The 12,928-nt window shown below is 41.6% G+C and carries 9 protein-coding genes and 1 tRNA gene; 2 read left to right on the plus strand and 8 right to left on the minus strand.

Going from position 1 to position 12,928, the window contains the following annotated elements:
• The first annotated feature begins 99 nt into the window (after nucleotides 1-99).
• A tRNA-Glu gene (locus DRW42_RS11485) sits at nucleotides 100-171 on the plus strand.
• A 139-nt stretch (nucleotides 172-310) separates the two neighbouring features.
• Here DRW42_RS11485 and DRW42_RS11490 read toward each other — a convergent pair.
• From DRW42_RS11490 to DRW42_RS11530, 8 genes are all read right to left on the minus strand, one after another.
• On the minus strand, nucleotides 311-1,342 hold the full coding sequence (locus tag DRW42_RS11490; protein ID WP_113948978.1) for a S41 family peptidase: 1,032 nt from the start codon (nucleotides 1,340-1,342) through the stop codon (nucleotides 311-313).
• Nucleotides 1,343-1,664: 322 nt separating this feature from the next.
• Complete coding sequence (locus tag DRW42_RS11495; RefSeq protein ID WP_113949182.1) at nucleotides 1,665-2,240, minus strand: YdeI/OmpD-associated family protein; 576 nt, start codon at nucleotides 2,238-2,240, stop codon at nucleotides 1,665-1,667.
• 12 nt (nucleotides 2,241-2,252) lie between these two features.
• The gene (locus tag DRW42_RS11500) at nucleotides 2,253-2,705 is read right to left on the minus strand and encodes a DUF1569 domain-containing protein (RefSeq protein ID WP_113949183.1); all 453 of its coding nucleotides are present in this window, start codon (nucleotides 2,703-2,705) and stop codon (nucleotides 2,253-2,255) included.
• 75 nt (nucleotides 2,706-2,780) lie between these two features.
• Nucleotides 2,781-3,473, minus strand: a complete 693-nt coding sequence (locus DRW42_RS11505; RefSeq protein WP_113948979.1) for a helix-turn-helix transcriptional regulator — start codon at nucleotides 3,471-3,473, stop codon at nucleotides 2,781-2,783.
• A gap of 472 nt (nucleotides 3,474-3,945) precedes the next feature.
• Nucleotides 3,946-5,031 carry a Gfo/Idh/MocA family protein gene (locus DRW42_RS11515; protein ID WP_113948981.1) on the minus strand — a complete coding sequence of 362 codons (1,086 nt, stop codon included), beginning with the start codon at nucleotides 5,029-5,031 and terminating at the stop codon, nucleotides 3,946-3,948.
• A 114-nt stretch (nucleotides 5,032-5,145) separates the two neighbouring features.
• On the minus strand, nucleotides 5,146-6,597 hold the full coding sequence (locus DRW42_RS11520) for a Gfo/Idh/MocA family protein (protein WP_113948982.1): 1,452 nt from the start codon (nucleotides 6,595-6,597) through the stop codon (nucleotides 5,146-5,148).
• 30 nt (nucleotides 6,598-6,627) lie between these two features.
• Nucleotides 6,628-10,077: a 3-keto-alpha-glucoside-1,2-lyase-like domain-containing protein gene (locus tag DRW42_RS11525; RefSeq protein WP_113948983.1), complete on the minus strand. Its 3,450-nt coding sequence runs from the start codon at nucleotides 10,075-10,077 to the stop codon at nucleotides 6,628-6,630.
• Between the two features lie 19 nt (nucleotides 10,078-10,096).
• Nucleotides 10,097-11,383: a Gfo/Idh/MocA family oxidoreductase gene (locus DRW42_RS11530; protein WP_113948984.1), complete on the minus strand. Its 1,287-nt coding sequence runs from the start codon at nucleotides 11,381-11,383 to the stop codon at nucleotides 10,097-10,099.
• Between the two features lie 193 nt (nucleotides 11,384-11,576).
• Between DRW42_RS11530 and DRW42_RS11540 the strand changes: the two genes are divergently transcribed.
• Complete coding sequence (locus tag DRW42_RS11540; RefSeq protein ID WP_113948986.1) at nucleotides 11,577-12,830, plus strand: ROK family protein; 1,254 nt, start codon at nucleotides 11,577-11,579, stop codon at nucleotides 12,828-12,830.
• The last annotated feature ends 98 nt before the right edge of the window (nucleotides 12,831-12,928 follow it).

A 12,928-nucleotide genomic window follows, 5' to 3' on the forward strand; every position in this document is an offset into this window, starting at 1 on the left:
TCGCACGTTCGAGTCGTGTCCCCGCTACCAATTCAGTTGGTCGTTTACAGTGATCAGTTTAACTGAAAGCTTGGAACTGAAAATTTAAAAACTGAAAATGGCCCGTTCGTCTAGGGGTTAGGACGCCAGATTTTCATTCTGGAAACAGGGGTTCGATTCCCCTACGGGCTACGAAAAGCCGCTTCTATCCGAAGCGGCTTTTTTTATGACCATTCCATTCTGAAAACGAAGGTTTTTAGTTTATATGGAAAGGTTAAATAAAACCTTATACTAAAGGGTTTAAGGAAATGAGGTGCCGTGGTTAATCTTTTTATTGGCTGTTAAGAAATTTAATAGCCTCTTCAATATTCTTATCTAACAACAAATCATCAAAATTGTCATGCTTCGAAACTAAAATATCCGGAATCATCTTCTGGTGATATTTATCATTTCGATCGCCATCAAAAGTTTTTGTTAAAGCCATTGTTGTTCCGAAAGGAAGGGCACAAAATATGTTTCCGGTTGTAAAGCCAGCAGTTGTTTCGCCTATAAAAATGGTGTTGGGCCTACCCTTAAATGCCAACGCGGTAACTTCTCCCGAACTAGCCGTTAATACACCTGTAATTACGGCAACTTTTGTTCCGTCGAGTAGATCGCCTTCAGGACTGATAAATGATAAGGTCCTACCATTGTTAAGATATTTTCCGTTATTTAACTTTGCTTTATCAATTACCTTCCCATTTATATTAAGTGAGCTCCAGATATTATTATTCCCTAAAAAATCATACAATGCCAAAAGCATTGGGGTTGAATTACCACCGGTATTAAAGCGCAAATCGATAATCCACCCTATGGGCTTATCCCTCATTTTAAGTCGGGCTATCTGATCGTATAAAGGCTGCGCAATTTTATGAATATTTTCAGCGCTATTGTCAAAAAAGACCATATTAGGCATCAGGATATAACCGTATTTATTGTTGAGCATTTTGGCTTCGAAACCAGGTTTTGTAACATATTTCTTCTTCCACTGCTCGCTATATTTAGGATCTGAAACTTTATTACCTGTTCCGGCATATTTTTTCCCCTTATAAAAAACAATGCAATGATTTGCCCCCATTTCATCAAAGAGCATACTGATTTCTCCAAGCGAGCTTTCAAAATTACGGTATTGGGTCAGATTTTGCCTCGTATGTGATTCGACCACTTTCCAATCAACTGTCTTTTTAAATAAATAATCTCTCTTTAGATTAATAAAAAGTTGATCATAAAATACTGCTATGCTATCGCTTGCTGATTTATTGCCTTGAGCAAATAAATTAGCCGACAAGCTGATGGTAAAAAATAGTAATATGATTTTTTTCATGGTATTGATCAAGGAAAAAATGTACGGTAACCAACCGGTTAACGGTAGGACGGGATCCTTAAACAAATGGTTGCAAGTGCGCAGATTTTTCTTAACAATAAAGGCGATAACCCACAATTACAGGTATCCTGTCTGTAGTTACGTTTACATAGAGTTCTACCTATGTTCCGACTACAACCTCCGGCTTTTTCACTTTATACCCAAATATCCCACATAACTATTGAAGTTTATTTCAAAGCTATTTTGCGCAGCTTTCATTTCAAGAAATGGTGCCCGAACGTTTTGATATGCATCGAAAGTGCTTTAAACGAAAAAGCATTTATCAAAACTGTTTCGGCTTTTGTTTTTGGCCAGCCAGCAGGGCAATCTCCTCTATTCTTTTTTGCCGGGTTTCCGGCCTTTTTGCAAGAACAAGCCACTGTAACATGCTTTTTCTGACCGATCTGCTTAAACTCAGGAAAAAAGCCTTTGCTCCGCGTTGTGTTTTAAAGGCAGCGGTTAAATCCTTTGGTATTTTTAATCCTTCTGCAGCATCTAAAATCGTCCACGAGCCGTTTTGCTTTGCTATGGCTATGCTATCAAAACCTGCCTTGGTCATCAGTCCTTCTCTTATTAATATTTCAACCTTTGCCTTGTTAATTTTCGACCACATACTTTTGGGATTTCGCCTACAGAAAAACTGCATAAAAGTGTGCTCATCAATCGGCCTGGCAGTACTATCAATCCAGCCAAAACAAAGTGCTTCGTCAACAGCCTGGCTCCAGGAAATTGAGGGCACATTTGATATTTTTTTATGATAAACAAGCCATACGGATTGTTTTGTGCTATGGTTTTCGGTTAACCACTGCCTCCAATCTTTCTGGCTTGCCGGACAAAAAGTTTCGATCTCTTTTTTCATTTTCATTGTTGGTTAATACCCAAATTGCCTTAAATGATGATCGAAATGTTTCCATTGCATTAAGGCCCACTCATCGGGCGTAAGTTCGCCAAAAAACGCCTGTGGATGTCTGGTACATTTGGCAGGGCCACCAGCTGAAAAAGCTTTAATCTGCCTGATCACTTTTGCTTTTTCAGTTTCAAAATCGGGATTACCTTTGATGATATAGCTTTTATCAGTAGCACTATTTTTAGGGAAGGGTACTTCGCTAAAAAACTTTGGTTTCATCAATTTTCCAAAAAAGCGGCCTACAAAACCCAATCGTTCTGGATTGTGTAAACCCATTGCTGTTTCGAGCGATGCGTTACAGTGGGCAAGCATCTGGTTCACATTCATTTTGCCCCATTGTTTTTGGGCAGTTGGGGAAAGTTTTTCAATCCGGGTTAAAATGGCATCGGTATCAGAAGGATTAAAGAGGTTGTTCATTTTCATTAATTTTATGTTTACACCACAAAACTAATGCAGCCAATTGACAGCCCTATGTCAGGGGTATAAATGAGCTTAATGATATTTGTCGAAAAATTCCTGAAGTGTCATTTTATGAGGATTAAACTTCTCGCTGAGCATTTCGAGTTTTTTAATCCGATCAAGGCGAAAATACCTGAATGCGTTGCGTAAGCGACACCAGGCCACCAGTAACCAGTTTTCCTGGGTACTCAGCAGCGCAAAAGGTTCGATTAAACGCGAGCTTGTCTGGCTGGCCTCGTTGGTGTAATCTATACGGGTAACATAAAAATTAGTGAGTGCAAACTGCAGATCGGAAAGGTTGTTGCTGTTTCTTTCGTTATTAAAATTTTGGGTAAAGCGGGTACGTTCGGCTAAAAGATTTACTTTATCTTTTACTTTATGCCCCAATACCGCTTTAATTTTATCTATGGCTTCCAAATAATCTTTGATAAAAGAGGCGTCTTTGTTTTTCAAAACCAACTGTTCGGCAAGAATCAAGGCATTGGCCTGACTCTCGGTAAACATTACGGGAGGAATTTTATAACCTTCCATTATCCTGTAACCCTTTCCTTCTTCGGTAAGTACCGGAACACCAGCCTGCTCTAAAGCTTTAATATCGCGATAAATAGTTCTTACACTAACTGAGAATCTTACTGCAAGTTCGGGTGCTGTTAACAAACGTTTGGTTTGCAATTGGGTCAGGATTGCGGTGAGACGCGAAAGTCGTTTGGTATCGTTATCGTTCATGGATCGGATTTGCAGGAAAGAATACTCCTACAATGATAGCGAAAAGTGGTTATTTATTGATATAGGTTTCAACTGGATGTTAGATACGCAGGAATTGTTGACGTTTATAATCAATCATTTTTTGCCTTATAACACAGCCTTGCCTCGGCTCACCGCCGCCGATGGGCTCTTTCTTTTTGGCATCAAAAAGAAACAAAAAATGCCGGCTGAAAATTTTTCTTTGAAAGCCAGTGGCTTGGCTAGGTCAGTAAAGTCCGAAAAATTTGTTAGGCCGGAATTAAGCAGAACGGAGATATTGTACTATGGCCTAGCTGGGCGGAATTGCATATTGTCAATAAAATGCTGCATAATAGTTCCTCTCAACCCGTCATCTCGAGCAAAGTGAAACGTAGCCGAGAGATTTATCTAGCTAGATCTCTCCACTCCACTGCGTTCCGGTCGAGATGACGGCCATTTGTTAAAGAAATAATTATTAATCCAACCGGATCATTTCGCCTGTTTTTACTGATTCGTCGCAGGCAAAAGCAATTTTTAAACTGTTTATGGCATCCTGGGTGGCATCGGTTAAATCAATATCCTCTTTAATCGCTTTCAAAAAATAACACTGCTCACGGTTGCAAAGTTCCTGATGATCGGGTTCATCGGCCAGATCAATCCATTCATCAGCTTTACTGAATTCATCCTGTGGATCTAAATCTGCATGATGCACTTTAATGGATTCGGTTTTGGTGTGCGCATCAATATTATCAGAATTTCCGGCGGCGCCAGCTTTTTTAGCTACAATGGAAACAGCCCCTTTTGGTCCAAAAACATCTTTGATAAAAAAGGCATTATCACTTACCATTGGCCCCCAGCCTGCCTCATACCAGCCCACAGAGCCATCTTCGAAGCGGATCTGCAATTGTCCATAATTATAATTCCATTCGGGAACATCGTTAGTAAGCCGGGCACCAATGGCACTTACCTGCACTGGTTTAGACCGCGTCATCTGGCACATGATATCGATATAATGTACCGCACAATCAACAATAGGACTTAAACTTTTCATCAGGTTACGGTGTACGGTCCATTTTGGGCCATGGCTCTGCTGGTTCAGGTTCATGCGCATCACCAGGGGTTTGCCCATAGTTTGGGCCAGTTCTGTAAATTTCGTCCAGGATGGGTGATAACGCAGAATATACCCCACCAATAATTTTTTATTGGCTTTTTTAGCGGCCTCGGCCACTTTAATTGCCCCCTCTACGCTATCGGCCAATGGTTTTTCAATAAATACATGACAGCCGTTTTCGAAAGATTTTACTGCATAGGCTTCGTGTGTATCGGGATAGGTTGATATGCAAACGGCATCGGGTTTGGTAATGGCAATGGCTTCATAAAAATCGGTGTATAAGCTATAATTTCCACCCAGTTTTTCGTTCAGGATTTCCTTGCTTTTTCCGGTAGAAACCAGTCCGCATATTTCGAAACCGGGCAGCGTATGATAAGCCATGGCATGGGAAGCCCCCATATTGCCACAGCCTACCACCAAAACCCTTAAATTTTTATTTTCAATCGACATACTTTTAATTTAATGTTGGAATGTTAAAGGTTAGACTTTCCATTCATTCATTCACGCCTTCACTCACTCATTCGCACCTTCATTCATTCAAAATCCACCCATTCACTCATTCTTTTATACGCCCAAAGTCCAGCCTTTGCGGTACTCACGTTTTACAAACTGATTTACTTCATCAAAATTGGTCACCTTCATGTTTACTTTATCCCAGAGCATTTTAATGTCACGGCCGGGGTAACTGATCTTGCCAGCTGTATCTCTGCGTTGCACGTCGGTACCACGAATAGCGAGATTGGCAATGAGTAAGGTTTCGGTAAGCGGCCCGGCAATTTCAAAAGGTGAGCTGAGCTGCATTTTTCCGTAACCCGCTATTGCAGCTTCAGCAAACTGGGTATAATGACCTTCTTCCTGATTTACAATCCTTGGAATGGTAATTTTGGTTTTATCTGATTCATTCCGTGATAAAGGAAGCAGCCGCGGGTTTTTACCGTAAGTTTCGCAGATCATTTTTCCTTTTGTACCGATAAATAACACGCCGTTATCGCCAAAGCTTTCGTTTGCTCCAAGTTCTTCGGGACGTTCGGGTTTAATACCACCATCCATCCAATGTACCTGAACTTCGTGTTTGGTTTTAGGTGTTTTTGCAAAAGTCATGATTACGTGACTTGATGGCGGACAGCTTTCGGGCAAATAAGCACGTTTAAATTCATCAACGTACACGCTACCTACACTACATTCAACACTGATCGGTGTATCTAACTCCAACACCCTGAAAGGAGGCTCTACTAAGTGGCAACCCATATCGCCAATGGCTCCGGTACCGTAATCCCACCAGCCCCGCCAATTGAAGGGAACAAGTTTATTGATGTAATCTTTGTAAGGAGCACTACCTAACCAAAGGTCCCAATCGAGTTCTTTAGGTACCTCCTCTTTTACCGTAGGCCATGATATTCCCTGAGGCCACACAGGCCGGTTGGTCCAGCAGTAAACGGTATGCACTTTACCTATCCTGCCGGCATCGTACCACTCCTGCAACCTTCTTACACCGTCGCCTGAGGCACCCTGGTTTCCCATCTGCGTAACCACTTTGTAGCGGCTGGCGGCTTCTGTTAGCATCCGGGCTTCATAAATATCGTGCGTTAAAGGTTTTTGTACGTACACGTGTTTGCCCAGCTGCATGGCTGCCATGGCAATCTGTGCGTGGGTATGATCGGGCGTAGATACGGTTACAGCATCAATATTTTTGCCTTCTTTATCCAGCAGTTCGCGGTAATCTTTGTAATATTTTGCCTTTGGAAAGTTTTTCAATGAATTTGCAGCCCTCCTATCATCAACATCGCAAAGAAAAGCAACATCTGTTTTACCACCCTTAACTATACTGGCAATATCGCCCTCACCTTTTCCCCCTGCTCCTATTCCTGCCAGTTGAAGCCTGTCGCTCGGCGCTAAAAAACCGGGACCACCCAATACATGGCGGGGTACGATCATAAATCCGGCCGCAGCAAGCGCCGTTGTTTTAATAAAGTTTCTTCTCGAATTTCCGGTATTCGAATTTGCCTTATCTTCCATTATTATTTAAGGTTATACTGCTAATTTAACTTATTTCTTTTTCGCTTTTAAATCTGTTTCTTTTTTGCTGAGGTCTTTGATCCTGATGTTACGGAATTGCACGGGTGAGCCATGACCAAGGAAACCGATATGACCACTTTCGCGCAATAAACCTGGATGTTCCTGATGATCGGGCGTGCCGTTTTTCTTAAAAGGCTCGATATCCCCATCTAAAATAACAGTCCCGTTAAGGATTACTTTAATTTTCGAGCCTTTGGCAATTACCTCTTCATAATTCCACTCTCCGGTAGGTTTTAAAAAGCCTCTTTTGGCAGGGATGGTACCATAAATAGAGCCATGATACTGATACACTTTTAAATCTTTATAAATGGGCGCATCGTTATCCAGGATTTGTAATTCCATGCCTACATAAGCAGCATCACCTTCGAGCGGAGCCCTGATTCCGAGGCCATTATTTGCGCCCGGGGTTAACTGAAACTCGAAACGGTAAATGAAATCGCTGAATTCTTCTTTAGTGAATAAATTACCGCCAGAACCTTTACCCGGTTTCGGGCGGATAGCAATGTTGCCATCTTCAATTACATAATCAGTAGTATTACCTGTCCAGTTGTGCATATTGGTTCCATCGAACAAAATTTTATAACCTTCTTTTTTCTCCTGTGCACTCAGTTCGAAAGGTTTAGGGCGGGGAATTTCTTTGATATAAATATCGCGGTAAGCTACCGGCGAACCGTGAGCCTGTAACTCGATCTGTTCTTCGGCAAAAATAGGCAGGCTTCTGTCCCAATAATTCTCCAGGATTACATTATCCGTAACCAGTTGCCCGTTAAGATAAACGGTTACACGGTCGCCTTTCATTAAAATCCTGAAAGTATTCCATTCATCCAGTTTGTTGTCGGCCACTTTAAGCGGTTTGCTTTCGTTGGTCTGGTTATTATACAATCCACCTGAACCTATCTGGGCGCCTACTTTTGTACGGGCGAGGTCCCAGATCTGTACCTGTGGTGTACCACGCAGGTAAATACCGGCATCACCTTCGCCTTTTTTATCGTCGATGATTTTCCAGTCAACCAGCATCTCAAAATCGCCATATTTTTTAACCGTTGCCAGGTTATTGCCATGGCTTTGGAACTGTAATTCACCGTTTACCACTTTCCAGCTTTCCTGTGCTTCGGCATCTGCTTTCACCTGTGCATCGGCCAAAGTTTTGGCATCCATTTTAGCTCTTTTAATAGGGTCGGCAACCAGGCCTTTCCAGCCGGATAAATCCTTACCGTTAAACACCTTTACAAAACCTTCGCCTGGTTTCATTTCTGAAATGTACTTGCGCATGCCCTCCTTTTGGTAACCTGCGTCGCCACCGGTAATTACAGCAATGGTTTTATTTAACAGGTCTTTTACAATATCGCCATTGTAGGTTCCAGCCATGGTGATATTCATTACCGCATTCGCCGCAGCCTGTTGTAAAGCTGTATTGTCTAAATATTGCCCCGCGAAAACAATTGCATTAAAACATTTGGCCTGCTCGGTATCTTTAAGAATCTGTTGCTGTTGGACCGGGGTTTTGGCCACTGGCATGGCATTGCGCAGCAATAATAAACGCTGCTCGGGAGGATAATTATTTTTTCTTACCAGATTGAGGTAGCCTAAAATAGCCTGGTTTAAAAGTTCAGGATTGGTGGCGGTACGGGCAATACCGATGAGTTCGGCAGTTGAACCTGCATCCGACCATGATGAAAGCGCTTCAATAGCCGCTTTTTTCGCTGTATCATCACCTGCTGCATAAGCATCAGAAATAGATTTTAATGATTTTTGTCCACCTAATGCCGCCAGAACTTTATAAAACAGGATTTTCTTATCAGCGGATGTATTGTTCATCTGTTGCAGAATGGCATCTGTTTGTGCGGCCAGATCTGTAGTTCCTTTTACCGACGCGATAATTGCATCCTGAACCGCTGTAAGCTCGGCCTGATCGCTGGTTTTATTTAAAAGAACAAATAGCTGCGCTTTATTTTCGGCGGTAGAAACATGTTTTAATGCGGCGAAAGCAGCTTTCCTAACTTCGGGTTTTTTACTGTTCAGTAAATCATAAACCACAGCGGCTTGATTAGTTGCTGCACGGGTGGCCAAAATATTGATTAGCGCTACCTGTACCTCTGGTTTAGCTTTTGGCAGATAAGCTGCTACTTTAGTGGTTACCTCCTCGCCTTTTATCCTCAAAATGCCATCAGAAATAGTGGTAAGATCGGCTGCGTTACCCTTGCTCATCAGCTTTAATAAATCATCCAAAACACCCTCTCCTCCAAGTTTTACCGCAGCATTAACGGCCGCTGTTTTTACTTGTTGATTTTCACTTTTGATGTATTTTAAAATTTCCGGCAGCACGGATTTGGCCTTGCTATTGGCCAGCATATCCAGAATAGCGACCTGGGTTGGTGCATCAACTTTTTTCAACTGACTTAACCATGCCCCGCTATTGCCATCATTTACACTCGTAGCGGCAAATTTAACCGCAGCTGCACGATATTCAAACTGTTTATCCTGCATAGCCAACAACAGCGTTTCCTGATTAGCCTCTGTTGCCGCTAATAATTGTAATGCAGCTATACGCTCATTTACCTGATCATCGGCAATTGCTTTTGCTAAAATGGTTTTGGCTATGCTTTCAGCATCTGTTTTATCTGTTATTTCATTTTTTTGCGCATACAGCAATAAAGCCGCTACTGCATTGGTTTGATCATATTTATAGCCTGCTTGTTCAGCAGCTTTAATCAAAATCTCTTTTGATGATGGATCAGCAATATTGGCCAATGCAAACAAACTTACCTTAACCAGTTCTTTATCATTACCGGTAGCCAGTGGTGCTATGGCTGTTGCTGCAGTTTTTGCATGGCTATGGCCTAAAGCTTCAATTATGGCAATTTTAGCCTTACCGTTTGCTTTTGGGAGTGCATTACTAAGTGCCGAAATAGCATTTGGCGTTCCTATTTTTGCCAGTGCCCTTGATGCTTCGTCGGCAAGGTCCTGATCAGTAAGATAACTTGCTAAACAGCCTATTGCAGCATCATCCCCTACCAGATCGAACTGACTAATAATAAAAGCTTTGTTCTGTTTATCTGTTAGTTTAGTTAAAGCTTTACAGTATGCTTTAACTGCCATTTCTCTGGCTGCCTGCTGATCTTTTTTAGTGGCAAAAGCGGTAAAACCGCCTACGGTATATTCAATTAAAGCATTGTTACCTTTTTCTGATACGGTTAAACCACTAATTAAGGTTACATACCCATCTTCGCCCAAACCAGCAACTTCTTTCATATTGCGTGTTAACTGAGTGGCATCTCTTGCAGGCAACTGTGCCAGCAGATCGGCGATACGCGTAGCAGTGGTTCTTTCGTCTTTTTTATCCTGGGCAAAAACGCTCGAGGCATATATGGTATTGAAGAGCATTACAGCTAACAGTACCCATAATATTTTTTTATTCATGATAGCTTATTGGAATGTTTTAAATGGAAAATGGTGCACGCATTACCGGATTAATTAACCTGTTTGCGGCCTCGTCATCAATAAACTCCTGTTTAATAGGATCGAATTTTAACGATCTTCCCAACCTTAAAGCTGCCAGGCCAATGTTTACAATGTTGCACGAACGATGCCCGTTCTCTTCATTGAGGGCAAATTTCTTCCTGGTTCTTACCGATTCTGAAAATTCTACAATCTCCGGATCAGGATCGGGGAACTGCGCCAGTTTACGTTCAAGATCAGGGATATCAGATTTGAAACCCGGATATAATTTTCCTTTTGGTCCTTCAATATAAGGTACATTGGCATCTTTTCCTTCGCCATCCAATATAATCTGGCAACCATCGGCATAGGTATAAGTTATCCTGCGCCAAATGCCCACCGCATCAGTATGCTGTTGTGGTGCGTCTACCTCTACCGAGATGGGATTGGTATCATCTTTACCCAAAAAATACTGGATAGGATCAATATAATGCTGCCCCATATCGCTTAATCCACCACCATCGTAATCCCAATAGCCCCTAAAAGTTTGGTGCACTCGGTGTGCATTGTAAGGTTTATAAGGTGCAGGACCTAACCATGCATCATAATCGAGCTCTGGTGGCACAGGCTGAGGCTCCAGATGATCCTTGCCTACCCAGTAAAATTTCCAGTCGTAACCCGTGTGTTTACTTACCGTTACCTTTAAAGGCCAGCCCAGCATACCGCTATCGACCAGTTTTTTAATCGGTTTTACGGTAGTGCCCATCCCATAAAAAGTATCCTTAAACCTGAACCAGGTATTTAGCCTAAACATCCGGCCATGCTGTTTTACAGCTTCCACCACTCTTTTCCCTTCCCCAATGGTATGCGTCATTGGTTTTTCGCACCAGATATCCTTACCTGCATTAGCGGCATCAACTGCCATAATACCATGCCAGTGTGGTGGTGTGGCAATGTGTACAATATCTACCTCGGGCAGTTGTATCAGTTCCCTGTAATCGCTAAATGTTTTTACACCTTTATCCAGCATGGCCGCAGCCTGTTTAAGGTGATTCTGGTCAACATCGCAGATGGCAACTACCTGGGTATCTTCATAGCCAAAATGGCCCCTGCCCATACCACCAACGCCGATTACAGCTTTGGTCAGTTTGTCGCTCGGGGCAAGGTAACCTTGTCCGCCGAGTACATAACGGGGTACAATGGTAAAAGTGGCCAGACCAATTGCAGATTTTTTAATAAAATCCCGCCTGGAACTGGACTGTTTTTGTGGTTCTTCTTTAGTTTTCATTTTTGGTTAGGTATTGTAGAAATATACTTACACGGCCGGTTACTCCGTAAATATTGTTGTATATTTTTAACTTAATGTTAGCAAGAAAATATTGTAAAGGCAAAACATCAATGATTTTTTTACGTATTAAAAAAACTTTAGTAATTTTTTTATAGAAGTTAATTATATTTATCAAAATATTATTGCTAACCAAATGAATCTTAACCTATTAAATCACTTATCGGTTACACCCAACGATAAGCAGTCGGTTTATAAACACAAACTGATTAAACATCTTTTTAATATGGGTGCAGCTTCGGTGTCGGGCCTTTGTGAGGTGATGGATATGAGCACACCCAGCGTGCTAAAATTATTAACGGTGCTGATTGCCGAAGGCTGGGTAGAGAAAAAAGGCTTTGGGATATCTATAGGCGGCCGGAAGCCTGATCTTTACCGCTTAAAGGATAAAAAAATCCTCATCCTTTGTATCGATATTGAACTTTTCAGCACTAAAGTTGCAATCATCGACAACAATTACAATTTTGTTTCGGAGGTTAAAACCTTTTTGCTACCCATCTCCAAAAGCAGGACAGATTTTTTCCATATTTTAAAAGCACATTTGCATGAATTTCTCACATCTGCAGGGATCAGTAACAAACAGCTAATTGGCTGCAGCGTAGGTATGCCCGGTTTAATTGATGCCGAAAAAGGCGAAAACTACAGTTACTTTTTAAGCGACGGGGAAAATATTTCTTTAACTGCGGCTTTTGAAAAAATATTGAATCTCCCGGTGGTAATCCAGAATGATGTAAATGGTTCATCAATGGCCGAGTTTACACACGGAATGGCTAAAGGCAAAAGAAATGTACTGGTTTTGCTAATGGATTGGGGCGTTGGCCTGGGTATAATTATGGATGGAAAATTAAGACAGGGCAACTGTGGTTTTTCAGGAGAACTTGGCCATATTCCTTTTATCGAAAATGGAGCATTGTGTTACTGTGGCAAACATGGTTGTTTAGAAACCATTGCTTCAGGAAATGCCCTTTCGGAGATGGCTAAAGATGGTATTTTATCGGGCAAAAATTCAATGCTCAACCAGCTGAGTAAAGAAGAACTGGAAAGGATTGAACCTGCAGTGATTATTAAAGCCGCTAATAAAGGCGATCAGTATGCCATCCAATTATTATCGAATGTGGGAACATATATGGGGAAGGGCATATCAATGTTAATCCAGTTATTTAACCCTGAACTCATTATTTTAAGCGGTAAAATTGCCGAAGCAAAACAATACATTACTTTACCAATGCAACAGGCCATTAATATGTATTGCATGACTCAGATTAGAGAAAAAACAACAATAGTTTCATCTGATTTAGGAGAAAATTCGAGGTTATTGGGGTATACAGCGGCAGGAATTGACCAGTTTTTGGAGGCTTATGCCCGAAAAGTTAAAAAACCAAAGAAATGAGGCTCTTAGTGGCCCAAATCGCCCTAAAATTGTCTTTTATCGAACCCTTTCTTTATAATAAATCCATTAGCTTTGTTTAACAGAACTTAAATCGATCT

The organism is Pedobacter miscanthi, from assembly GCF_003315595.1.
GTDB lineage: Bacteria > Bacteroidota > Bacteroidia > Sphingobacteriales > Sphingobacteriaceae > Pedobacter > Pedobacter miscanthi.

Bases quoted from the DNA above. Each gene is read 5' to 3' on its own strand.
- DRW42_RS11490 (WP_113948978.1), bottom strand. From the start codon at position 1,342: ATGAAAAAAATCATATTACTATTTTTTACCATCAGCTTGTCGGCTAAT.
- DRW42_RS11495 (WP_113949182.1), bottom strand. From the start codon at position 2,240: ATGAAAAAAGAGATCGAAACTTTTTGTCCGGCAAGCCAGAAAGATTGG.
- DRW42_RS11500 (WP_113949183.1), bottom strand. From the start codon at position 2,705: ATGAACAACCTCTTTAATCCTTCTGATACCGATGCCATTTTAACCCGG.
- DRW42_RS11505 (WP_113948979.1), bottom strand. From the start codon at position 3,473: ATGAACGATAACGATACCAAACGACTTTCGCGTCTCACCGCAATCCTG.
- DRW42_RS11515 (WP_113948981.1), bottom strand. From the start codon at position 5,031: ATGTCGATTGAAAATAAAAATTTAAGGGTTTTGGTGGTAGGCTGTGGC.
- DRW42_RS11520 (WP_113948982.1), bottom strand. From the start codon at position 6,597: ATGGAAGATAAGGCAAATTCGAATACCGGAAATTCGAGAAGAAACTTT.
- DRW42_RS11525 (WP_113948983.1), bottom strand. From the start codon at position 10,077: ATGAATAAAAAAATATTATGGGTACTGTTAGCTGTAATGCTCTTCAAT.
- DRW42_RS11530 (WP_113948984.1), bottom strand. From the start codon at position 11,383: ATGAAAACTAAAGAAGAACCACAAAAACAGTCCAGTTCCAGGCGGGAT.
- DRW42_RS11540 (WP_113948986.1), top strand. From the start codon at position 11,577: ATGAATCTTAACCTATTAAATCACTTATCGGTTACACCCAACGATAAG.